Origin of the sequence: Marinobacter sp. W-8 (assembly GCF_044342215.1) — a bacterium.
In the GTDB taxonomy this organism is placed as follows: Bacteria; Pseudomonadota; Gammaproteobacteria; order Pseudomonadales; family Oleiphilaceae; genus Marinobacter; species Marinobacter nauticus.
Window position 1 is genome coordinate 2,280,085 of the sequence record NZ_CP172297.1, and the last position, 21,521, is coordinate 2,301,605.

Consider the following 21,521-nt stretch of genomic DNA (forward strand, 5'->3'; position numbering starts at 1 on the left):
TCAGTACCGGAGATCAGTCTTTTCGGTTATGACGCAGGTTGTCGATGATGGACTCCAGCGCCCGATCAAAGATCAGGCCGTCATCCAGCATGGTGATCGCCTGCTCCTGCAGAGCAATCGCCAGGTCATCCCGATGATATTCCGCCACCTTCGCACCACTGCGGTTAACAAAGATGTACTTGCCGGTGGCCTTGATGAAGGCCGCCAGCTTGCAACGGACCCTGGTCTCGTCTCTGGCCATCTCAACCCAGGATCCAACTCTCAGGCCATCCGCCTTCGCCAGCCATTCCGCCGACGCTACTGGTGATTGGATCTCCGCGGATTCCTCGGCGACGGCTGCCGTCTCAACGCCGACTGAGACCTCAGCAGGCTTGACTGACGCAGGTTTAACCACCTCGTCAATCACCTCCGGCGCAGGTTCCGATTGCTCGGGAGTTTCCGCCGGCTCTGCAGGAGCTTCAGGTACCTCGAAATTCTCAATCGTGGGTGCCTTGTCTTCAACAACCGGCGCGGTCACCAGCTTCTGGAATACATCGACATGGGCAAGCTCCAGGTCCCGGATGGCCGCATCGGTTGCAAACGGATCCCAGGAGATCTCCTGAAGCGCCTTGCGGAGCTCTTCCACCACCTCTGGAATCATTCGCAACAGTTCCGCCCGGGTATCAGAAGACACCGGTCGCGGGTCAACACTCCACACCAGCCGCTCGCTGATGGCCTTTGCCTGCAGCCAACGCTCGCTTTCTTCACCCTCGCGCAACACCACCCACTGCAGGTAGCGGGTCCAGGGCTCGTTCAGCACCTGTAAAACCGGCTCGGGAATGTCCCGGCCTGCAGTATGCTCACGAATTACATCGGTAGCAGCCTGACTGGCACGCTCCTGCCGGGCGCGTCCTTCTTCGGCATCCCGAAGGCGCTGCTCAACCAGCTCGCGACGGCGGCGATCCAGATCCATGAAGTGACCAAAGTCCCTCAGCAATTCCTCGAACAGCCCTACCTGATCGGTGTATTCGGTGAGCACCCGACCCACCACTTCCTCAATTTTTTCCCGAAGCGGATCACGCATTCCGGCACGTTTCTCGCTCCAGCCAATGGCGGCAAGGGCAAGTTCGTTGAGGAGCTTGCGAACCGGATGGCCGCCACGATTGAAAAAGTTCTTGTCGCTGAGTGCGACCTTGAGTACCGGAATCTGTAGCCGCCCGATCAGCGCCTTCATAACCGGATGCAACTGCCGATCTTCGAGAATGAAATCAAACAGCATTGAGACCAGGTTGATCACATCACTGTCGACCTGCCCTACTGAGAATCGCTTCCCTTCCGGACCCTGCAACAGCGGCTGTAACTGCTGGCGCAAAGGCACCACATTGTCGCCTTCACCCTGCGGCGCTGCGCCCTGCAGTTCGTTCAGGCGCGCCATCAGACGATCGGTATCCAGAACAGCGCCGGTTTGTGCCATACCGGCACTACTGGTCTCTCCCTGGTGCAACAGCGCACTCAGCTCACTGAAAGTAGGCGACGGTCCATGGCCATTGGCAGTACCTTCGGCAGCCGGGGCTTCCTGGGCGGGCGCTGGCGAACCGCCTGCCTTTGGCGCACTGCGACCCGGCGCTACCTGAGCACCACCCACCGGAGCCCGCTTCATGTCAGGCAGCACGCCGGCGGCGATCAGGGTTTTGTTGCATTCCTGGTAGAAATCACTGAGCTTGTCCACCAGCAGTCGCTCAAACAGCTTCAAAACCACCAGCTTGGCGCGGATATCAATGTCCAGATCGGTGCAGGCATCCGAGATGGCACCGCAGATCACTTCCGGGCTGAGAGGCATCTGGTCGTCTGAGAGATCCAGTTGCGGAACGAGATGGCGAATCCGGGCCGCCAACATCCTTACCGGCTCCTGGTATCGATTCCGCAGGCGATTGGTCAGGTTATCTATCGCTACCTGCTGTTCAAGGTCAGAGTGATCCACCAGGCTGAGGGAGTCCTGGTCCACTTCTTCCAGTGAACCACCGGAGCGGGCAGGTTTGAACTTACCCAGCTCATTGAAGGCCTGGCTGACGTATTGCAGGACTGACACTGTCATTGCCTTCCGGCGCAGTCGCAGCTCCCGCATGGCGTCGAAGTAGGCAGTCTGGTCCTGGTTGGAGCCGGCCCGGTCTGCGAGGGCAAACAAACTGTCGTCAGCCTGTTCGAAAAAACTGGCAAGTACCGCCTTGAGTGACTGACCCGATGTGTCACGCAGTCGCACCAGCTCTACCGGTAACGAGAACCGGCTCACCGGCTTCTGACCGGCCAAGCGGACTACCTTGTTATCGTGCGCCATGTGGATGCTCCGGAATCGAACAGCTGATGGTACTTAAACCTTTATAGGATTACATCATACGGGCGAGTGTCGTCACCTTGTGTCAGAATTTGTCACCTTTTGTGTCAGCAGGAACTGCATCACACTTCAGACCGCTCACACCTCCATTTGGCGAATCGATAGCGCTGGCAGTAGAATTGCCCTCCACACTTTTCCAAGCCACCATCAACCTCCGGACGTCCCAATGATTTCTGCCGAACTGCTGCGCCAGGCCCGTATCGAATCCGTTGCCCAGAGTCTGCGGGAAGATATTGGCGATGGCGACATCACTGCCCAGCTGATTCCTGCCGAAAAACTGGCAACCGCAAGGGTAATCACCCGGGAAGACGCCCGCCTGGCTGGAAGCGCCTGGGTGGAGGAGGTTTTTCGCCAGGTGGATCCCTCAGTAACACTTCAGTGGCAGTTTCACGATGGCGACGACGTACCCGCCAACGCCGTGATTTTCCGCATGCAAGGCCCGGCCCGCTCGCTTCTGACCGCTGAACGAGCTGCTCTTAACTGGTTGCAGACCCTGTCTGGCGTGGCAACGGCCTGTGCCCATTACGCTCGCCGGGTGTCCCATACCAACGTCCGCCTTCTGGACACCAGGAAAACCCTGCCAGGGCTGCGACTGGCCCAGAAATACGCGGTGACTTGCGGTGACTGCGACAATCACCGGCTGGGGCTCTGGGACGCCTTCCTGATCAAGGAAAACCACATTGCCGCCTGCGGCTCCATTGCCAATGCGGTCGCCGAAGCGCACCGCATTGCACCAGGCAAACCCGTGGAAGTGGAAACCGAATCGCTCGACGAACTGGACCAGGCTCTTGAGGCCGGGGCCGACATCATCATGCTGGACGAGTTCTCGCTTGCCGACATGGCTGAAGCGGTAAAGCGGAATGCCGGAAAAGCCCGCCTTGAAGCTTCCGGTGGCATCAACGCGCACACGCTGGTGCCCGTTGCCGAAACCGGCGTGGATTACATCTCTATTGGCGCACTGACCAAAGACGTACGAGCCATCGATTTGTCCATGCGCCTGGAGTAATCCAGTCCCGGAATAATCAGCGGCCGCCAGAGGACAACAGCCGATCCATCTCCTCAAGCGCTGAGATCAGCTCACGGCCGGACTGCTCACGCCCACGGAAATGCTCTTCTGCCATGGGCGCAATACCAGATACCTCTGGCAGCGCGTGACCGGCTTCCACCAGCGCCTTCATTTTTTCAAGAAACACGAACTGCAGCCACTGGGTGAAGTCCATGGTATCCAGGCAGAACGGCTGCGTACTCTGGAACGCCTCCGGTGGCAGGCTTTCTGTCTGCCAGACACCCAGTTGCCGAAGTTCAATTTCAATCTGCAGCAAACCGTCGGTCACCTGATCCAGGTGGCGTACTTTTTCACTCATGGGATTCCTCTCAGTCTGCCAATGGCTCCAGCTCAACAGACTCCCCATGCAGCACACGGTATAGATCCTCATACTGGCGTGTGAGCGTGTGTTTCGGAGCCATGTGAATCAGCGGTTGGCGACTCTGGTGTGATTCTTTCATCTTGACGGAACTGGACAGGCGTACCGGCAGCACCGGCAACCCCTCCTCCGTCAGCTCCCGGACCAACTGCCTGGGCAGGCTCGCCCTTGGCTGGAACTGGTTTGCAATGATGCCCTCAACAACCAGCTCCTCATTATGATCCTCCTGCAATTCGCGGATTTCATGGAGGATGTTGTAGAGCGCCTGGCGGGAGAAATCATCGCAGTCGAACGGGATCAGGCAGCGCTGGGCAGCAATCAGGGCAGAACGGGTGTAGAAATTCAGGGCCGGAGCGGTATCGATATAGATCTCATCGAAACTGTCGCTGAGCTTTTTCAGGAACTCCCTGAGCTTGTAGATCTTGTGCTTGGCTTCGAGTTTGCGTTCCAGAAAATCCAGCTCAGGGCTGGATGGCAACACGTACAGGTTGTCGAATGACGAGGCGTGTACAAACTCGTCAGGTCGACGATTGAAGACACTGAAGGCGACCGTCTGCTCCAGCAGATCGGCAACGGTATCTTTCAGTTCAGCCGCCGGCTTGCCCAGCAGGTAGTGGGTGGAGTTGCCCTGCGGGTCCAGATCCACCACCAAGGTACGCTTTCCTCTTGCGGCGCTGATGGCCGCCAGATTACAGGTGATACTGGACTTGCCAACGCCACCTTTCTGATTGAATACAACCCGTCTCATGTCGTCTCTCCAATGGCCTTTATCGTTATTAATCCCTTTACCGCTACCATCCCATCACAGCTTTAACAAACGGAATGGTTAAACGTCGCTGGGCCTGCAGCGAATTCTCATCCAAGGTATCCAGCAGCCCCAGCAGATCACCCAGCTTTCTAGGGGCCCTGCGCATGATGAAGCCGGCAACATCCTCACTCATCACCAGCCCGCGCTGCTCTGCCCGGGCCATCAGGATTCGCTGCCGATCCTCATCCCGGTACACGCCCAACTGAATGAGCAAGCCATGTGCCAGACGAGATCCCAGGTCTGCCAGTCCGAACGGCAGCGAAGCGGGCACCTCGGACAGACTGACCACCAGCAGGCCATTGCGGTCCAGCACCCGGTTGTACAGGTGGAAAACCGCCTCCTCCCAGCCGGGATCACCCGCGGCATGCTCCAGATCGTCAAGACAGATCACATCATGACTGTCCAGGCCCGCCAGGGCGTCCGGGCCGAACGGCAGCAGCTCGACAATGCTGATGCAGACGGCGGTTTTTCCCATCTGCTCGGACTCATGGCAGATCGCCTGCAACAGATGACTTTTGCCGGTATCGGAATCGCCACAGATCACTACCACCGGAAGCCCCGACGGCTCCCGGCACACCAGCTCCAGCCGCTGTGCGGCCGAACGGTTACGGTCACCGTGAAAGTTGTCGAAGCGGGCATCGTCCCGGAGCTTGACCCCCAATACCATTTGTGAGGCTTTCATGACCGCTTCGCCCTCCAGGCCCGCAAACTCCACACTGCAACATAGTGGCCCCCGCTCACCAGCGCGCTGACGGCAACCAGCCAGATCCCGGTGTCGATTACCCAGGGCTGCATGGACAAACCGGCCAGCAGGATGATAATGGCGAGCGCCACCAGTATCTGGACAAACGTGTTGATCTTGCCCGGAATACTGGGTTCCATATCGAAGCGGCCGATGCCGTAATGAAAAGCCAGGCCGCCACCGACAATGACAAGATCCCGACCCAGCACCAGGGCAAACAGCCACAACGGAAGTACACCGGTAATGGTGAGCATGAGATAGGCCGAAATCAACAGCGCCTTGTCCGCGAGAGGGTCGGCCACAGCGCCAAGCCGGGAGCGCCAGTTGAAATGACGGGCCAGAAACCCGTCAAAGGCATCGGTCAGTGCGGCAAAGAAGAATATCACCAGAGACAGCCGGTAGTTACCTTCCAGCAGCGCGCCGGCGAACGGCACGATCAGCACCATTCGCAGGAATGTCAGTGCATTCGGGATCCAGCGCCACTGCCTAGAACTCACCGGGCTGCCTCCATCAAGCCATCAGCTTCGGTCGCCGCCAGTGGCGCCGGGAGCGGGTTGCCAGCGGTAATAAAGTACCTGGTACAAAGACTCAAAAGCCTGTTCGGCATCCTGCTCATCGCCCGGAGCCAGGGGCTGATAGCTGAACCCAGCCGTCGAAGCACTATCCTGCGCATCCGTTCCGGCCGGTGCTTCGGTCTCATTCCGGGAACCGGGCTCGCCTGTTTGCGCCGCACCATCCCCCTCCGAGCCGGTAGTCTGGCTGTTCTTGCTGGCCGTTATCGGCTCTGCAGGCTGCTCCGCCGGCACAAATCGTGCGTCCAGCGCGATATGCTCCTTCAACTGGTCAAGTTCTCCGGAGAATGCCACCTCCACGGTCAGCCGGTTGCCACGAACCCGTGACGCACCAACAGACACTACCGGAGTCATGTCCTGCAGTGCCCGGGTCACCTGGCCGTAATCCGCCAGCGTCGTTACACCCTCAAGCACCATATCAACTTTCGGAGCCTCACCCGCCTCGCCGGCTGTGACCGCATATCGGCTGGCGTATTGCTCAGTCCAGCGATCAATCAAAGCTTGCGCCAACTGTTCCGGCGTATCGGCATTGACCGACTGCTCACCCGCATCGAGCCCCATGCCTTCAACCACCCAGCCTGCGCGCCATTGGCCGCCGGAACGACTGATACGCACCAGAGCCAGGGCGTCGTGGGACAGATCGTCTGAAGCTTGCTGGATGCGGCCGACAAACTGGCCCCACAAATCCGACAGCAAGGCCCGGTCACCGGCATAGGTCTCCGGCGGGAAGGCGATGGGCAGACCGCGATCGGCCGCTGCTGATAAGAGATGTTGTGCCCAGAGCCCCTCATTACTTCCCGGCGCTGAATCCGCTGCACGGGTCAGTAATTGCCGGTCCCCCCGGTCTTCCACGGCAATCCAGGCCAGTGTCAGGGGGCGGTTGGCGCCCCATACCGGCGCCTGCACAGACGCCAGCGCGCGGTTGACCCCGACGGCTCCGAAACTCATCTGCAAACGTGACTGCCCCGCGGTACGGTTCACCTGATAAGACAGCAACATGGACTCGGCGTCTGCCAATACCTCGTCTATCCCTTCGAGTTCCAGCACCTCACGGGTTCCGGACACCCTCACCATTACCTGACGCAGCCCTGCAGCGTATCCGGCCTTCAACGCATCCGCCGAGGTGCCTGCAACCGGAACATCGGCCGCGTAGAGTCCCGACACGCTGACCGCCGATGCCGGGCCGGCCGAGAGTACCCAACAGACTGCCGCCAACAGAAACGCAGCAACTCGCCCGTTCCTGGCTGTTTTCACTGATTCGGTCATGAAACACCTTGCCATTCCCATGGTTGGCGCACAGGATACACCATCACCAGAGCCGAGAGTAGCAAGCACAGGTTGCAGTCAGGCAATCTGAAACCGGCAATATTGCCTGTGCTCCCAATTCCATTTGGAGCCCCCGTGCGCACCTGTTAAAATCCGCGCCTTGACTCACAGGCCTACGGTTATTTTCCATGAGCGAACAGAAGCCCTCCCTGACCTACCGCGATGCCGGCGTGGACATCGACGCAGGTAACGATCTTGTCAACCGAATCAAGAGTACTGCAGCGCGCACCCGTCGCCCGGAAGTACTCGGCGGCCTCGGCGGCTTTGGCGCCATGGTATCGATTCCGGCAGGCTACAAAGAGCCCGTACTGGTTTCTGGCACGGACGGCGTAGGCACCAAGCTTCGGCTTGCCATGCAACTGCAGAAGCATGGCAGCATCGGCATCGACCTGGTGGCCATGTGCGTGAATGACCTGGTGGTCGGCGGCGCCGAGCCTCTGTTCTTTCTGGACTACTACGCAACCGGCAAACTGAATGTCGACGTTGCCGCTCAGGTAGTTGAAGGCATTGGCCAGGGTTGTGAGCAGGCCGGATGCGCTCTGGTTGGTGGCGAGACCGCCGAGATGCCGGGCATGTATGAAGGCGACGATTACGATCTGGCGGGCTTCTGTGTAGGCATTGTGGAGCGTGACAAGATCATTGACGGTAGCCGCGCGCAGCCGGGTGACGCCCTGCTGGCGCTGGGCTCCTCCGGCCCCCACTCCAACGGCTACTCGCTGATTCGCAAGATTATCGAAGTCAGTGGCGCAGACCTGAGCCAGTCAATGGGCGACACCACACTGGCCGACGCCCTGATGGCGCCCACACGCATCTATGTGAAGAATCTGCTTAAACTGATTCGCGAAGTCGATGTTCGGGCCCTGTCGCACATTACCGGCGGCGGCCTGCCCGAGAATATCCCCCGGGTACTGCCCAAGGGCACCATAGCCGCACTCGACACCCAGAGCTGGGAGCTGCCCCCGGTATTCCAGTGGCTTCAGAATGCCGGCGGCGTAGCCCAGGAGGAAATGTATCGCACCTTTAACTGCGGTATCGGCATGGTCATCTGTGTACCGGAAGACCAGAAGGCACTGGCCATGGACACCCTGAATGCCATGGGTGAAAAGGTATGGCAGATCGGCGTAATGGAAGCAGCCGAATCCAGCGATGCTGAGCCCGTTGTTCGCTACGCACCGGGGCTTTTGACGGCATGAAGGCAGATCCGGCCCCCGTTCCGAAGATCCTGGTGCTCGCCTCTGGCAGCGGCACCAATCTGCAGGCTTTGATCGACGCCACCCGGGAACGCGACTTTCCGGGTGAGATCATTGCCGTTGGCTGCAACAAACCGGGCGCGTTTGCCCTGGAGCGCGCCGCCCAGGCCAATCTCACCACCTTTGTGGTCGACCATACAAAATATGGCTCCCGAGAAGAATTCGACGCCGCCCTGCTGGCCGAAATCCTTCGCCACAATCCGGATCTGGTGGTGCTGGCCGGCTTCATGCGGATTCTGACCAGCGACTTTGTCCGCGCATTCCGTGGCCGGATGCTTAACATTCACCCTTCCCTGTTGCCGGCCTACACCGGACTGAACACCCACCAAAGGGTCCTGGAAGCCGGTGACCGCACCCACGGTGTATCCATTCACTTTGTGACCGAGGAACTGGACGGCGGGCCGGTCATCGCCCAGGCGGAAGTTACCGTGGCCGAGGATGACACTCCGGAGTCCCTGGCGGAGAAAGTTCAGCAACAGGAGCACGTGCTCTATCCCATCGTTGTGCGCTGGTTTTGTGAGGGTCGCATTCAGCTGGGCGCTGAGGGCGTTATGTTTGACGGCACGCCAATCGAGCGCCCCATGCGACTGCCGGCGAACTGAACAGATTGTCATCACAAGGCCTCGCCGAACCAACTACACTGTCGCTAGCGTAGACGGTCAAAGAGGCTTTTTAATGCACACAGACAAACCCCACAAAGCACGTTTGCAGTTTTGGGCAACCCTCATTGTCGGCATGATTGCACTCCCGGCGTCCGCCGGCGATGTTGATTATGCCCCTCTGGCACCCTATGAGGCCCGCTACACCGCCTCCATGTCCAAAGGCGTCAGCCTCAACGGCGAGGGTGTTCGGGAACTGACAGACCAGGGCAATAACGTCTGGCTGTACCGTACGGATGTCGACTCCTTCATCGCCGATATCAACGAATCACTGATTTTTCGCTGGGAAGATGGCCAGGTGATTCCCCTGCGCTACCGCTATCACCTCTCCGGTTTCCTGATCAAAGATCGCAAACAGTCCATTGATTTTGACTGGCAGGCAGGCATTGCCACCGGCAGCTATCGTGGCGATAAGTTTGAAGTGGAGTTACGAGACAACACCCTGGACCCCTTGGGCTACCAACTGCAACTCCATCAGGACCTCAAGGCAGGCAAACGCGATGTCACCTACCAGGTGCTGGACAAGGGGGATTACGACGACGACCGCTTTGCTGTCATCGACGAAGATAGCCTGAGCGACAATGGCCGCACCATGAAGACCCTAAAGGCGGAAAAGGTCCGGGACGAAGATTCCAAACGCCAGACCCTGATGTGGTTTGATCCGGCCCGGGATTACCTGCTGGTTCGCCTGCTCCAGGTAGAGCCGGACGGCAGCGAGTACGAGCTGAAACTCAAAGACGCAACACTGGCCGATTAATCGGCCAGCCCCTGCTCGGCCCACACCGCTTTTACTTCTTCAGCGATGATTCTCAGGCCCTCAGCCACCCGGGCATCGTCCTGCGAATAGGTGACCCTGAGGCACTCATGGCGATGACGCCAGCCGTCCTCGGGCAAGCCCGGGAAGAAATAGTGCCCGGAGACCACCAGCACACCCCGAGCCTTGAGGCGCTGGTAAAGCTCCAGACTGGAGACTGGCAAATCCGGGAACCAGAGCCACAGGAACATGGCGCCTTCCGGTTTGTGGATGTACCAGCGACAACTATCCTCGCCCATGGCGTCCCGGAACACCGATACCGCCCGCTCCATTTTTGCTTTATAGAACGGGCAAACCACATCCCGGCTCAGGGACAGAATCTCTCCGGAGCGCACCAGCGGTTCTGCCAGCATCGCACCAAAGCTTCCGGTGGCCAGATTCATGATGGCGTTGATACCCGACAATGCCTTGATGATGGACTCTTCGGCAATAACAATCCCGGTTCGCGCCGCCGGCAAGCCCAGCTTTGACAGGCTCAGGCACAGGATGACCTGCTCATTCCAGGTCGGCTGCGCGTCGACAAACAGCAGGCTCGGAAATGGCGTTCCATAGGCTCCGTCGACAATCAGCGGAATATCGTTTTGCCGGGCCAGATCTTCCAGCCGGGCCAATTCCTCATCGGTAATCACGTTTCCCGTGGGGTTTGTGGGCCGGGAAACACAGATGGCGCCGGTTTCTCCGGTCACCTCCACGGCGTCAAAATCCACCCGATATTTGAATTCATGGGCATCGGTGAAGGAGATGTCCGGCTGTACTGCGTGGAACAGCCCTTGCTCAATACCGGCATCGGCGTAGCCAATGTATTCAGGCGCCAGCGGCAACAGGATGTGCTTGCGATGGCCATCACCGTAGTCGCCACCAAACATGTTGAAAAGCATGAAGAAGGCAGCCTGACTGCCGTTGGTCAGCGCAATGTTTTCGGGCTTCAGGCCCCAGCCGTATTCCTGATTCAGCAACTGGGCCAGGGAGGCGATAAACTGTTTTTCCCCCTGAGGGGGATCGTAAATACCCACCAGCCGACGCACGTAAGCTTCATTGGATGCCATCTCCGCCAGAATGCTCTGAACTCTCTGCTGGATCTCCGGAATATGGCCGGGGTTACCACCGCCCATCATGATCATGTCTTCACCGGAGGCCATGGCATTCCCGAGATCGTCCATCAGGGAAGTAATGCCGGCATCAGCGGTGAATTTACGACCGAAAGCTGAGAGTTTCATGATTCATTCCGTTCAATTAAGTACTGAGGGAGGTTACAGGCAGTGTAGCTCGGTTGCCTTATGTCAGCCTTCCAGGGAGATACCCAGGTTACTGACACCGTCGTTGGCGGCACCGGCTCGCAATTCAGCCAGGAAGGCTTCTTTGGGTGTTCGCTGCTTTTTCAGCGCCATGACGGTGTCGCGCTGAAACAGTTTGTCGTCCTTGAGCAGTGGATGGTGCTCAAACACGCGCACCAGTTCGTTTTCATCCAGCCCCTCACCTTCGGACATTTCAACAAAATCCATCACGGTGCGGGTCGCCAGCTGAGAGGCTTCGGTGGCGCGATGCTTGTTCGGGTTCAGACGGTTCAGCAGCGCCTGCTCAAGCAGCTGGCAGAAATCGAAGGCCGGGTAGACACCGTAGGCATCGTACTCGTCGACATTGGGGCACAGGGCTTCGAGTTTGCTGAGCAGCTGCGGGATCGCGGCATCGGCCACGTCTTTCTGGAGCATGTCCCAGGCCAGATCGAGCAACTGGCGCATCTTGCCGCCGGTTTTCAGGCCAACGGCGTCGGCGAACAGGGCGTAGTTGGGAAAGGAACGTTCGGCCAGGGCCAGCAGGAAGGCGCATTCGCGCCAGCCCTGCAGTTGTGAGACGGCTTTGAGAAACTGGTTGGCGTTCATGTCCTGGGCAGGGTCACGCCGGTCTGGCCAAGGTACTTGCCGCCGCGGTCTTTGTAGCTGGTTTCACAGATTTCGTCGGATTCGAAGAAGAGCATCTGGGCCACACCTTCGTTGGCGTAGATTTTCGCCGGCAGGTTGGTGGTGTTGGAGAACTCCAGGGTCACCTGGCCTTCCCACTCCGGCTCCAGCGGGGTGACGTTCACGATGATGCCGCAGCGGGCATAGGTGCTTTTGCCGAGGCAGATGGTGAGCACGCTTCTGGGGATGCGGAAGTATTCAACAGTGCGCGCCAGGGCGAAGCTGTTCGGCGGGATGATGCAGACGTCGCCGGTGTAGTTGACGAAGCTGTTTTCGTCGAAGTTCTTCGGGTCTACGGTGGCGCTGTGGACGTTGGTGAAGATTTTGAATTCGTTGCTGCAACGTACGTCGTAGCCGTAGCTTGAGGTGCCGTAGGAGATGACGCGGCCTTTTTCGCTTTCCCGAACTTGTCCGGCTTCGAAGGGTTCGATCATGCCGTGCTGTTCGGACATCCGGCGGATCCACTTGTCGGATTTGATGCTCATGGGTGAATTCTCGTTTCCAGCTGGTGGGAAAATTGGGGCGTAGTTTACCTTGTCGTGCGGTGACTGTCGAAGGTATAGGGCAGCATCCCCAAAGTGGCCGCGTTGGGGGGCTGCGGCATCAGGGTGCCCTTTCCAAAAACCGCTACGAGCACATCCCTGTGCGCTTCTCTCCGGCCATCCATGGCCTCCGACATTTTTGGAAAGGGCACCCTGATGCCGCGATTCAACTACGGCGCTGAAGTCCCTTCAGGTCTGGTCTTGGTTAATGCTCCGTCACGGAAACACTGGAAATCGTCCCACCAAGATTCCGCTCGCGGGTGGACAGCTCCGCCCCCACCCTTCTGGCGATGTCGCGGTAGCGTCTTGCCACTTCCGAATCCGGCTCGGCGACCACAGTCGGAGCGCCGCTGTCAGTCTGCTCGCGGATGGTCATGTGCAGGGGTAGCTGGCCCAGGAGGGTGGTTTCGTATTCTTCCGCGATGCGTTCGCCACCGCCATGGCCGAAGAGGGGTTCTTCATGGCCACAGCTGGAGCAGATGTGCACGCTCATGTTCTCGACCACGCCCAGCACCGGGATGTCGACTTTGCGGAACATTTCGATGCCTTTCTTGCCGTCCAGCAGGGCGATGTCCTGGGGGGTGGTGACGATGACGGCGCCGGTTACCGGGACTTTCTGGGCCAGGGTGAGCTGGATGTCGCCAGTGCCGGGAGGCATGTCGATGATGAGGTAGTCGAGTTCATCCCACAGGGTTTGCTGGAGCAACTGCATCACCGCACCGCTGACCATGGGGCCGCGCCAGACCATGGGGGTTTTGTCGGTGGTGACGAAGGCCATGGAGTTGGCTTGCAGGCCGTGGGCCAGCATGGGGACGAAGTATTTGTTTTCGCGTACGTCCGGGCGTTTGCCTTCGGGTACGCCGAGCATCATGCCGATGCTGGGCCCGTAGATATCGGCGTCAAGGATGCCGACCCGGGCGCCTTCGGCGTGAAGGGCGAGAGCGAGGTTGACGGCGGTGGTGGATTTGCCCACGCCGCCTTTGCCGGAGGCGACTGCGATGATGTTTTTCACACCGGGGACGGCCGGCAGGTCTTTGTTAGTTTTGTAGCTGTGGATTTTCTGGGCTACGTGTACCTCGGCACCTTCAACGCCATCGACAAATTCCAGAGCGTTGGCGACGATCTGTTTCAGGCCACCAGCGATGCCTTTGGAAGGGTATGGCAGTTCGACCATCAGGGTTACGTTGCCGCTGTCGTCTGCGCTCAGGTTTTTCACGGCTCCCAGTTCGTACAGGTCTTTGTTCAGGTAGGGGTCCCGGTATTCGCGAACGGCGGCTTCTAGGGCCTGTTGGGAAATCTGGGTCATCGGGGTCTCCGGAATAAGCTCATAAGCTTGAATGCAGGTGAAAAATGATGGCTCGGAAGGTATCATCTGTGCCCGTTTCTGACCATATGGGGTCTTTACCTGGAACAATCAATTGCGATTGGCGCCGGAACCCCGTTTTTGTCTTTCCAACCCGACTCAACATAAGGTTCGGACATCACCATGACGCAAGCGAGCAAGCAACAGCGCGATATTCTGGTTACCAGCGCCCTGCCCTACGCCAACGGGCCCATTCATCTGGGGCATCTGCTGGAATACATTCAGACCGATATCTGGGTGCGCTTCCAGAACATGCGCGGCCACAACTGCTACTACGTTTGCGCAGACGATGCTCACGGCACCGCCATTATGCTGCGGGCCGAGCGTGAGGGGATTACCCCGGAGCAGCTGATCGACCGGATTCGTCAGGAGCATCAGGAAGATTTCGCGGGCTTTCACATCCGTTTCGACAATTATTACTCCACGCACTCGGAGGAGAATCAGTACTTCTCGGAGTACATCTACCGCCAGCTCAAGGACAATGATCACATTGCCACGCGCAAGATCACGCAGTTCTTTGATCCGGAAAAAGAGATGTTTCTGGCGGATCGTTTCATCAAAGGCACTTGCCCCAAGTGCAAAACCGAAGACCAGTACGGTGATAACTGTGAGGCCTGCGGCGCCACCTACACACCCGCCGAGTTGATCAACCCCCGCTCTGCGGTGTCTGGCGCCACCCCTGTGGAAAAAGAATCCGAGCATTACTTCTTCAAACTGCCGGAGTTCCACGATTTTCTGAGCAAGTGGACCCGCAGCGGTGCTCTGCAACCCCAGGTGGCCAACAAGCTGGCCGAGTGGCTGGATGCGGGCCTGCAGGAGTGGGACATCAGTCGGGATGCGCCCTATTTCGGGTTTGAGATCCCGGATGCACCAGGTAAGTACTTCTACGTTTGGCTGGATGCACCTATCGGCTACCTGGCCAGCTTCAAGAACCTGTGCAACCGCGAGGGCATCGATTTCGAGCATTTCTGGAAGAAGGATTCCAGTGCCGAGGTGTACCATTTTATCGGTAAGGACATCATCAATTTCCATGCCCTGTTCTGGCCGTCAATGCTGCACGATGCGGGCTTCCGCACGCCAACCGCGGTTTGGGCCCATGGCTTCGTGACGGTGAACGGCAAGAAAATGTCCAAGTCCCGCGGCACCTTCATCATGGCCCGGACCTACCTGGACCACCTGAACCCGGAGTACCTGCGCTACTACTTCGCTGCGAAGCTGACCGGCGGTGTGGATGACATGGACCTGAACCTGGAAGACTTTGCTGCCCGGGTGAATTCCGATCTGGTGGGCAAGGTGGTGAACATTGCCAGCCGCAGCGCCGGTTTTATCACCAAGCGCTTTGACGGCAAGTTGGGCAAGGTCACCGAGCAGGACAAGCTGAAAGAGTTTATTGATGCCGGTGAACAGATTGCAGAGTTCTACGAAGCCCGTGAGTTCGGCCGCGCCATGCGTCGGATTATGGAGCTGGCAGACATTGCCAACCAGTACGTGAATGATGAGCAGCCCTGGGTGATTGCCAAACAGGACGGCCAGGATGACCAGCTGCAGGCTATCTGTACCAACGCCATCAACATGTTCCGCCTGCTGATGACCTATCTGGCACCGGTACTGCCGAAGACCTCTGATGCAGCCCAGTCGTTCCTGAATTCACGTCTGGACTGGAACAACCGTGCAGCCCTGCTCGAAAACCACGGCATCGACAAGTTCAAGCCGCTGATGAACCGGGTGGATATGGACCAGATCGAAAAAATGCTGGAGGCCTCCAAAGAGGAACTGCCGGCGGCCCAGGGCGACAGCAAGAAAGAGGCGGCAAAGGATCTCGAACCGATCGCCGAGGAAATCGAGTTCCCGGATTTTGCCAAGGTGGATCTGCGGGTCGTCAAGATTGTCAAAGCAGAACATGTGGAAGGCGCTGACAAGCTTCTTCGACTGACTCTTGACGTGGGGCATGGCGAACGCAACGTGTTTGCTGGTATTAAGTCCGCCTACAAACCGGAAGATCTGGAAGGTCGTATGACCGTGATGGTCGCCAACCTCAAACCCAGAAAGATGAAGTTCGGTATGTCCGAAGGCATGGTGCTGGCGGCCGGCCCCGGTGGTAAGGATATTTTCATTCTGTCTCCGGATTCCGGCGCTGTGCCGGGTATGCGGGTGATGTAAAGCAGAGACTGAGACGCTCCGATGACAGAGTATTTACTGATTCTGGTCAGCACCATTCTGGTGAACAACTTTGTGCTGGTGCAGTTCCTTGGGCTGTGCCCTTTCATGGGCGTTTCCGGGAAACTGGAAACCGCCATGGGCATGTCGCTGGCAACCACGTTCGTGCTGACCCTGTCGTCGGTGTGCAGTTATCTGGCCTACACCTACCTGCTGGCCCCGCTGGATCTCGCTTTCCTGAAAACCATCACCTTCATCCTTGTGATTGCGGTGGTGGTACAGTTCACCGAAATGGTGGTACGCAAGACCAGTCCGCTGCTGTATCGGGTTCTCGGGATTTTCCTGCCCCTGATCACCACCAACTGCGCGGTATTGGGTGTAGCCCTCCTGAACCTCAACAAAAACAACAACTTTGTGGAATCTGTGCTTTACGGCTTTGGCGCCGCCGTCGGCTTCTCCCTGGTGCTGGTGCTGTTTGCCGCCATGCGCGAGCGCATTGCCGTATCCGATGTGCCGGTGGCCTTCCGGGGCGCGGCTATCGGCATGATTACCGCAGGGCTCATGTCGCTGGCTTTCCTGGGCTTCACCGGCCTGGTCGCGGTCTGACGGAGCGGTTGTTATGTGGACGAGTTTCCTGATTGCCGTTGTGGTCCTGCTGGCGCTTGCCCTGGTCTTTGGCGGGCTACTGGGGTTTGCCTCTGAACGGTTCAAAGTTGAAGGCAATCCACTGGTAGACCAGATTGATTCGCTGCTGCCGCAAACACAGTGCGGCCAGTGTGGCTTCCCCGGCTGCCGGCCCTATGCCGAATCCATTGCCAACGGCGACGCCATCAACAAATGCCCGCCCGGTGGTGAAAGCACCATCAAGGCGCTGGCCGATCTGCTGGATGTAGAGCCACAACCGCTGGACGCAGAACACGGTGTCGAGCAGGCCAAGCGGGTGGCTGTTATTCGCGAGGATGAATGCATCGGCTGCACCAAATGCATTCAGGCCTGCCCGGTAGACGCCATTCTGGGCGCCGCCAAGCACATGCACACCGTTATCGAGAGCGAGTGCACCGGCTGTGACTTGTGCGTGGAACCCTGCCCGGTGGACTGCATCGACATGATCACCATTGAGCCGGATATCCGTACCTGGACCTGGACACCTCCAGCGCCCCAAATCATCACCACCGATCGCCAGGGAGCCAGCGCCTGATGACTCAGCTGTGGGATTTCACCGGCGGCATTCATCCGCCCGAGAACAAGCATCAGTCCACGGCCCGCCCGATCCGCAAGGGCGCCATGCCCGATCGCCTGGTATTGCCATTGCAACAACACATCGGCGAACCGGCAGAGTTGGTGGTTGCGGTGGACGATCGGGTACTCAAGGGTCAGAAAATCGCAGACGTTACCAATGGCATGGGTGTGCCGGTGCATGCTCCCACTTCGGGGGTGATCGAAGCCATTGAACAGCGTCCGGTTCCCCACCCGTCCGGTATGGCGGACTGGTGCGTGGTACTGAAACCGGATGGCGAAGACCAGTGGTGCGCCCTGTCACCGATTGACGATTACAAACAACTTGACCGGGAAGCGGTGCTGCAGCGAATTCGCGAGGCCGGCATTTCCGGCATGGGTGGCGCCGGTTTTCCTACCGATATCAAGCTGAGGCCACCAAGGGATCGCAAGGTCGATACCCTGATTCTCAACGGCGCGGAATGCGAGCCCTACATCACTGCAGATGACATGACCATGCGCGAGCAGGCCGCCGAGGTGGTTGCCGGCCTGAAAGTGATGGCGTGGATTCTCCGGCCTTCCCGGTGCGTTGTCGGCATTGAAGACAACAAGCCCGAGGCCATTGCCGCCATGCGCCAGGCGGTGGCGGGCACTCAGATTGAAATTGCGGTGGTGCCCACCAAGTACCCGTCTGGCGGTGAAAAACAGTTGATACAGATTCTGACCGGCCAGGAAGTCCCCAGTGGCGGTATTCCGGCCGATATCGGGGTGATGTGCCAGAACATCGGAACTGCCGTCGCCGTGGGCCGCGCTGTCTTTGAGGGCAAGCCGCTGATATCCCGTGTGGTAACCGTTACCGGCGAGGCCGTGCGGGAACCCGGCAATTTTGAAGTCCTGATCGGCACGCCGATCCATCACCTGCTCGAAACGGCAGGGATGGCGCAGGAACGTCTTGAGCGGCTGATTCTTGGCGGGCCCATGATGGGGTATACCCTGACCACCGATTCCGTGCCCGTGGTAAAAACCACCAACTGCGTGATCGCGGCAACCGCGGCAGAACTGCCGGCTCCGCCGCCAGAGCAGCCGTGCATCCGTTGTGGACAGTGCGCCGAGGCGTGCCCCATGGAACTGTTGCCGCAGCAATTGTTCTGGTATTCCAAGGCGGGTGAATTCGAGAAAGCAGAACACCTGAACCTGTTCGACTGCATCGAATGCGGAGTCTGTTCCTACGTCTGCCCCAGCTCCATTCCGTTGGTCCAGTACTATCGGTTTGCCAAAGGCGAGATTCGCACCCAGCGCGCGGAACAGCTGAAAGCGGATCGCGCTCGCGAGCGCTTCGAGGCACGTCAGGCCCGCCTGGAACGGGAGCAACAGGAAAAGGAATTACGGCGCAAGGAGCGGGCCAAGGCTGCTGCCGAAGCTCAGGCCAAAAAGCAGGCGGAAGCAGAAATGGCCGCCGCCGATGGCCAGGCAAGCGACGACCGGGCAGCCAAAGCCGCCCTGGTACAGCAGGCCCTGGAACGCAAGAAGGCCAAAACAGCCGCCGAAACCAAAGAGCAACCGGTACCGAGCAGCACTGAGGTGGCCGATGACAAGCCCGACATAGAGGCGCTGGAGAAGCAACTCACCCAGGCAGAAGCCAAGCTCAACACCATGCAGGGCATGCTCGATGAGGCCCGGTCTCAGCAGGCGGATAATGTTGAGAAACTCGAACGTGCGGTCGCCAAGAACCATGATCGGGTGCAACGGGCTCAGCAGGCGCTTGATCAGGCTCGCAAGCAAGTGGCGGAAGAACCCGCGTCGTCTCAATAATTCAATCAGGCTGGAACTTCATGGCTCTTGTTCAACAGTCCTCACCCCACGCTCGTCGCGCGCGGCCCACGTCACAGGTCATGCTCTGGGTCATTCTGGCCGCTCTGCCCGGCCTGCTGGCCCAGACTCTGTTCTTTGGCTGGGGCAACCTGATCAATGTCATCTGGTGCATTGCCCTGGCGCTGGGCTCTGAAGCCGCCTTCCTGAAGCTGCGCGGCAAACCCGTCGCCTTTTTCCTGCGTGACAACACCGCAGCGGTCACCGGCCTGCTGCTGGGGCTATCCCTGCCCCAGTTCACGCCCTGGTGGGTGTCCGGTATTGCCGTGGTCTCAGCAATCGTAGTGGCCAAGCAGCTGTACGGTGGTCTGGGCTCCAATCCCTTTAACCCGGCCATGGTGGGCTATGCCCTGGCATTGATCTCGTTTCCGGTCGCCATGACCACCAATTGGGCCGAAGCAGCCACGCTCTGGGGCGGCGCGCCCGGCTTTGGTGAGACCCTCGCGAAGATTTTCACCGGGGGCCAGACCGCCGTCGACGGCTGGACCATGGCAACACCGCTGGACGAATACAAACACAAGATTGCCAGTCACACGTCAGTGGAAGTGCTCGGCCACCCCACCTTTGGCAACTTGATTGCCCGGGGATGGGAGTGGGTCAATCTGGCCTTCCTGGCCGGCGGCGTCCTGCTGATCGCCCTTAGAATCATAACCTGGCATATTCCGGTTGCCTTCCTGGCCGGTATTGCCGCCATGAGCCTGGCCTTTGGCAGCAACGCCGACCAGTACGCGCCTTTGCAACTGCACCTGCTGGCCGGTGGTACCATGCTTGGCGCGTTCTTTATTGCCACCGACCCGGTTTCGGCAGCCACCAGCCATCAGGGCAAGCTGATATACGGTGCCGGCATCGGTGTCCTGGTGTACCTGATTCGCAGTTGGGGCAACTATCCCGATGCGGTCGCGTTCAGCGTGCTACTGATGAACTTCGCGGTTCCTTTTATCGACCATTACACACCACCCCGCACCTACGGCCATCACAAGGCCCGCCGGGGCGTCCCGGGCCGGAGTGGAGGTTGACCATGAGTGCAGTAACCACCGCCATCCGTCGAAGCGCAATCGGCCTGGGCCTGTTTGCCATTATTACCGGCGGCACGATTGCCCTGACTCAGGGGCTGACCAAAGACCGGATTCAGGAGCAGGCGGCCCGCGCCGAGGCCAGGGCACTGTTCGAGATTATTCCGGAAAGCCAGCATGATAATGACCTGCTGAGAGATGTGGTCACCCTGCCTGCCAGCGAGCGGCTACCCGTTGAAGGCCCCGTGCGGGCCTGGGTTGCCAGAAAAGACGGCCGGCCTATCGGCATGATACTGCCCACCGTGGCACCAGACGGCTACTCCGGTAATATCCGCCTGTTGGTTGGCCTGGATCTTCAAGGCCGGGTATTAGGCGTTCGGGTCACAAGCCATAAGGAAACACCGGGGCTTGGCGATCGTATCGAAACCCGCAAGTCTGACTGGATCTATGCGTTTGACGGGAAGTCTCTCGGTAACCCTGCCCCCAACGCCTGGAACGTGAAGAAGAACGGTGGCATCTTCGACCAGTTCACCGGAGCCACCATCACTCCGAGAGCGGTGGTGAAAGCGGTACAGAAAACCCTGGTCTATTTTCGCCAGAACCGTGAGATCATCCGCGAACGGGTGAACGCGCCCCCGGAGCCCGGTAAGCGCCGCCTGTCTCCGGAAGCCATTGCCGCCGATACTCAACCAGCGGAGCACTCCTGATCATGAGCACGAAAACGTCCAGCGAAATCATCAAGGACGGCCTCTGGCACAACAACCCTGCCCTGGTGCAGGTTCTCGGGTTGTGTCCGCTGCTTGCCGTCACCAGCACGGTCGTCAACGCCATCGGCCTGGGCCTGGCCACACTATTGGTGTTAATGGGCTCAAACCTGTCGGTCTCCCTTATCCGGAACTTCGTCAGCGAATCCGTTCGACTGCCGGCGTTCGTCATGATCATTGCCTCGTTCGTAACCTGCGCCGAACTGCTGATGCAAGCGTTCACCTATGAGCTGTACCAGATTCTCGGCATCTTCATCCCGCTGATCGTTACCAATTGCGCCATTCTTGGCCGTGCCGATGCCTTTGCTTCCAAGAATCCACCGTTACCCGCCATTCTGGACGGCGCCATGATGGGGATCGGCTTCCTTGCGGTATTGATGACCCTGGGCGCTATGAGGGAACTGATCGGCCAGGGCACATTGTTCGCCGACATGCACCTGCTCCTCGGCCCCATGGCGGCGGATTGGGTCATCCGGCCGTTCGAACAGTACCCCGACATGCTGTTCATGGTGCTTCCACCGGGCGCCTTTGTGGGCCTCGGGTTGTTGATTGCCCTGAAGAACGGCATCGACAATCACCTCAAAGAACGCAGAAAAGCCGCCGAACCCGCTCCGGCCAGCACAGGTAGCAAACGGGTGCGTGTAACCGGCACTATTTCCTGAACCAGATCGGGC

At 59.0% G+C, this 21,521-nt stretch carries 21 protein-coding genes; 11 read left to right on the forward strand and 10 right to left on the reverse strand.

Going from position 1 to position 21,521, the window contains the following annotated elements; translation table 11 throughout:
- Positions 1 to 13 precede the first annotated feature (13 nt).
- Positions 14 to 2,314, reverse strand: coding sequence for a DUF1631 domain-containing protein (locus tag ACF8YQ_RS10625; RefSeq protein WP_396621353.1), 2,301 nt, complete (start codon positions 2,312 to 2,314; stop codon positions 14 to 16).
- A gap of 223 nt (positions 2,315 to 2,537) precedes the next feature.
- Between ACF8YQ_RS10625 and nadC the strand changes: the two genes are divergently transcribed.
- Complete coding sequence (gene nadC, locus ACF8YQ_RS10630) at positions 2,538 to 3,377, forward strand: carboxylating nicotinate-nucleotide diphosphorylase (protein ID WP_303293526.1); 840 nt, start codon at positions 2,538 to 2,540, stop codon at positions 3,375 to 3,377.
- 16 nt (positions 3,378 to 3,393) lie between these two features.
- On the opposite strand, the gene ACF8YQ_RS10635 is transcribed toward nadC, so the two are convergent.
- The 5 genes from ACF8YQ_RS10635 to ACF8YQ_RS10655 are packed head-to-tail and all read right to left on the reverse strand — an operon-like array spanning position 3,394 to position 7,183.
- On the reverse strand, positions 3,394 to 3,735 hold the full coding sequence (locus ACF8YQ_RS10635; protein ID WP_396621354.1) for a YqcC family protein: 342 nt from the start codon (positions 3,733 to 3,735) through the stop codon (positions 3,394 to 3,396).
- Positions 3,736 to 3,745: 10 nt separating this feature from the next.
- Positions 3,746 to 4,543, reverse strand: a complete 798-nt coding sequence (locus tag ACF8YQ_RS10640; RefSeq protein WP_011784466.1) for a ParA family protein — start codon at positions 4,541 to 4,543, stop codon at positions 3,746 to 3,748.
- 43 nt (positions 4,544 to 4,586) lie between these two features.
- Positions 4,587 to 5,285: a DnaA regulatory inactivator Hda gene (gene hda, locus ACF8YQ_RS10645; protein ID WP_014421894.1), complete on the reverse strand. Its 699-nt coding sequence runs from the start codon at positions 5,283 to 5,285 to the stop codon at positions 4,587 to 4,589.
- Entirely contained in the window at positions 5,282 to 5,842 is a 561-nt protein-coding gene (locus ACF8YQ_RS10650; protein ID WP_396621355.1) for a CDP-alcohol phosphatidyltransferase family protein, read from the reverse strand. The genes hda and ACF8YQ_RS10650 overlap by 4 nt, the downstream gene beginning before the upstream one ends.
- 21 nt (positions 5,843 to 5,863) lie before the next feature.
- Positions 5,864 to 7,183 carry a DUF2066 domain-containing protein gene (locus ACF8YQ_RS10655; protein ID WP_396621356.1) on the reverse strand — a complete coding sequence of 440 codons (1,320 nt, stop codon included), beginning with the start codon at positions 7,181 to 7,183 and terminating at the stop codon, positions 5,864 to 5,866.
- A gap of 188 nt (positions 7,184 to 7,371) precedes the next feature.
- Here ACF8YQ_RS10655 and purM point away from each other — a divergent pair, with 188 nt between their 5' ends.
- The 3 genes from purM to ACF8YQ_RS10670 all read left to right on the forward strand — a co-directional run bounded on the left by purM (position 7,372) and on the right by ACF8YQ_RS10670 (position 9,909).
- The gene (purM, locus tag ACF8YQ_RS10660) at positions 7,372 to 8,436 is read left to right on the forward strand and encodes a phosphoribosylformylglycinamidine cyclo-ligase (RefSeq protein WP_396621357.1); all 1,065 of its coding nucleotides are present in this window, start codon (positions 7,372 to 7,374) and stop codon (positions 8,434 to 8,436) included.
- Positions 8,433 to 9,095: a phosphoribosylglycinamide formyltransferase gene (gene purN / locus ACF8YQ_RS10665; protein WP_396621358.1), complete on the forward strand. Its 663-nt coding sequence runs from the start codon at positions 8,433 to 8,435 to the stop codon at positions 9,093 to 9,095. Before purM ends, purN begins: the two co-directional genes overlap by 4 nt.
- 73 nt (positions 9,096 to 9,168) lie before the next feature.
- Positions 9,169 to 9,909 (forward strand): DUF3108 domain-containing protein, encoded by a 741-nt coding sequence (locus ACF8YQ_RS10670; protein ID WP_396621359.1) that lies wholly within the window; start codon positions 9,169 to 9,171, stop codon positions 9,907 to 9,909.
- Here ACF8YQ_RS10670 and ACF8YQ_RS10675 read toward each other — a convergent pair.
- The 4 genes from ACF8YQ_RS10675 to apbC all read right to left on the reverse strand — a co-directional run bounded on the left by ACF8YQ_RS10675 (position 9,906) and on the right by apbC (position 13,772).
- Positions 9,906 to 11,183, reverse strand: coding sequence for a valine--pyruvate transaminase (locus ACF8YQ_RS10675; RefSeq protein WP_396621360.1), 1,278 nt, complete (start codon positions 11,181 to 11,183; stop codon positions 9,906 to 9,908). The genes ACF8YQ_RS10670 and ACF8YQ_RS10675 overlap by 4 nt on opposite strands.
- 63 nt (positions 11,184 to 11,246) lie before the next feature.
- Positions 11,247 to 11,846: a YjaG family protein gene (locus tag ACF8YQ_RS10680; protein ID WP_022991707.1), complete on the reverse strand. Its 600-nt coding sequence runs from the start codon at positions 11,844 to 11,846 to the stop codon at positions 11,247 to 11,249.
- The gene (gene dcd / locus ACF8YQ_RS10685) at positions 11,843 to 12,409 is read right to left on the reverse strand and encodes a dCTP deaminase (RefSeq protein ID WP_011784457.1); all 567 of its coding nucleotides are present in this window, start codon (positions 12,407 to 12,409) and stop codon (positions 11,843 to 11,845) included. The genes ACF8YQ_RS10680 and dcd overlap by 4 nt, the downstream gene beginning before the upstream one ends.
- A 262-nt stretch (positions 12,410 to 12,671) precedes the next feature.
- The gene (gene apbC / locus ACF8YQ_RS10690) at positions 12,672 to 13,772 is read right to left on the reverse strand and encodes an iron-sulfur cluster carrier protein ApbC (RefSeq protein WP_396621361.1); all 1,101 of its coding nucleotides are present in this window, start codon (positions 13,770 to 13,772) and stop codon (positions 12,672 to 12,674) included.
- Positions 13,773 to 13,952: 180 nt separating this feature from the next.
- On the opposite strand from apbC, the gene metG reads away from it, so the two are divergent.
- From metG to ACF8YQ_RS10725, 7 genes are read left to right on the forward strand one after another with little or no spacing between them, the layout of a single operon-like run.
- Positions 13,953 to 15,989 (forward strand): methionine--tRNA ligase, encoded by a 2,037-nt coding sequence (metG, locus tag ACF8YQ_RS10695; RefSeq protein ID WP_014421903.1) that lies wholly within the window; start codon positions 13,953 to 13,955, stop codon positions 15,987 to 15,989.
- A gap of 21 nt (positions 15,990 to 16,010) precedes the next feature.
- Positions 16,011 to 16,592 carry an electron transport complex subunit RsxA gene (gene rsxA / locus ACF8YQ_RS10700; protein ID WP_014421904.1) on the forward strand — a complete coding sequence of 194 codons (582 nt, stop codon included), beginning with the start codon at positions 16,011 to 16,013 and terminating at the stop codon, positions 16,590 to 16,592.
- A 13-nt stretch (positions 16,593 to 16,605) separates the two neighbouring features.
- Complete coding sequence (gene rsxB / locus ACF8YQ_RS10705; RefSeq protein ID WP_022991704.1) at positions 16,606 to 17,184, forward strand: electron transport complex subunit RsxB; 579 nt, start codon at positions 16,606 to 16,608, stop codon at positions 17,182 to 17,184.
- The gene (gene rsxC / locus ACF8YQ_RS10710) at positions 17,184 to 19,013 is read left to right on the forward strand and encodes an electron transport complex subunit RsxC (protein ID WP_396621362.1); all 1,830 of its coding nucleotides are present in this window, start codon (positions 17,184 to 17,186) and stop codon (positions 19,011 to 19,013) included. Before rsxB ends, rsxC begins: the two co-directional genes overlap by 1 nt.
- A 20-nt stretch (positions 19,014 to 19,033) precedes the next feature.
- On the forward strand, positions 19,034 to 20,086 hold the full coding sequence (gene rsxD, locus ACF8YQ_RS10715) for an electron transport complex subunit RsxD (protein ID WP_041654815.1): 1,053 nt from the start codon (positions 19,034 to 19,036) through the stop codon (positions 20,084 to 20,086).
- Positions 20,087 to 20,088: 2 nt separating this feature from the next.
- Positions 20,089 to 20,790, forward strand: a complete 702-nt coding sequence (rsxG, locus tag ACF8YQ_RS10720; RefSeq protein WP_396621363.1) for an electron transport complex subunit RsxG — start codon at positions 20,089 to 20,091, stop codon at positions 20,788 to 20,790.
- 2 nt (positions 20,791 to 20,792) lie between these two features.
- Positions 20,793 to 21,509: an electron transport complex subunit E gene (locus ACF8YQ_RS10725; RefSeq protein WP_023007890.1), complete on the forward strand. Its 717-nt coding sequence runs from the start codon at positions 20,793 to 20,795 to the stop codon at positions 21,507 to 21,509.
- Positions 21,510 to 21,521: the final 12 nt, after the last annotated feature.

Excerpts from the sequence above, each read along its gene's own strand:
- ACF8YQ_RS10670 (WP_396621359.1), top strand. The coding sequence starts at position 9,169 with ATGCACACAGACAAACCCCACAAAGCACGTTTGCAGTTTTGGGCAACC.
- ACF8YQ_RS10725 (WP_023007890.1), top strand. The coding sequence starts at position 20,793 with ATGAGCACGAAAACGTCCAGCGAAATCATCAAGGACGGCCTCTGGCAC.
- ACF8YQ_RS10680 (WP_022991707.1), bottom strand. The coding sequence starts at position 11,846 with ATGAACGCCAACCAGTTTCTCAAAGCCGTCTCACAACTGCAGGGCTGG.
- metG (WP_014421903.1), top strand. The coding sequence starts at position 13,953 with ATGACGCAAGCGAGCAAGCAACAGCGCGATATTCTGGTTACCAGCGCC.
- apbC (WP_396621361.1), bottom strand. The coding sequence starts at position 13,772 with ATGACCCAGATTTCCCAACAGGCCCTAGAAGCCGCCGTTCGCGAATAC.
- ACF8YQ_RS10655 (WP_396621356.1), bottom strand. The coding sequence starts at position 7,183 with ATGACCGAATCAGTGAAAACAGCCAGGAACGGGCGAGTTGCTGCGTTT.
- purM (WP_396621357.1), top strand. The coding sequence starts at position 7,372 with ATGAGCGAACAGAAGCCCTCCCTGACCTACCGCGATGCCGGCGTGGAC.
- ACF8YQ_RS10625 (WP_396621353.1), bottom strand. The coding sequence starts at position 2,314 with ATGGCGCACGATAACAAGGTAGTCCGCTTGGCCGGTCAGAAGCCGGTG.
- rsxD (WP_041654815.1), top strand. The coding sequence starts at position 19,034 with ATGGCTCTTGTTCAACAGTCCTCACCCCACGCTCGTCGCGCGCGGCCC.
- rsxB (WP_022991704.1), top strand. The coding sequence starts at position 16,606 with ATGTGGACGAGTTTCCTGATTGCCGTTGTGGTCCTGCTGGCGCTTGCC.
- rsxA (WP_014421904.1), top strand. The coding sequence starts at position 16,011 with ATGACAGAGTATTTACTGATTCTGGTCAGCACCATTCTGGTGAACAAC.
- dcd (WP_011784457.1), bottom strand. The coding sequence starts at position 12,409 with ATGAGCATCAAATCCGACAAGTGGATCCGCCGGATGTCCGAACAGCAC.
- ACF8YQ_RS10675 (WP_396621360.1), bottom strand. The coding sequence starts at position 11,183 with ATGAAACTCTCAGCTTTCGGTCGTAAATTCACCGCTGATGCCGGCATT.
- ACF8YQ_RS10640 (WP_011784466.1), bottom strand. The coding sequence starts at position 4,543 with ATGAGACGGGTTGTATTCAATCAGAAAGGTGGCGTTGGCAAGTCCAGT.
- ACF8YQ_RS10635 (WP_396621354.1), bottom strand. The coding sequence starts at position 3,735 with ATGAGTGAAAAAGTACGCCACCTGGATCAGGTGACCGACGGTTTGCTG.
- nadC (WP_303293526.1), top strand. The coding sequence starts at position 2,538 with ATGATTTCTGCCGAACTGCTGCGCCAGGCCCGTATCGAATCCGTTGCC.
- hda (WP_014421894.1), bottom strand. The coding sequence starts at position 5,285 with ATGAAAGCCTCACAAATGGTATTGGGGGTCAAGCTCCGGGACGATGCC.
- rsxG (WP_396621363.1), top strand. The coding sequence starts at position 20,089 with ATGAGTGCAGTAACCACCGCCATCCGTCGAAGCGCAATCGGCCTGGGC.
- purN (WP_396621358.1), top strand. The coding sequence starts at position 8,433 with ATGAAGGCAGATCCGGCCCCCGTTCCGAAGATCCTGGTGCTCGCCTCT.
- rsxC (WP_396621362.1), top strand. The coding sequence starts at position 17,184 with ATGACTCAGCTGTGGGATTTCACCGGCGGCATTCATCCGCCCGAGAAC.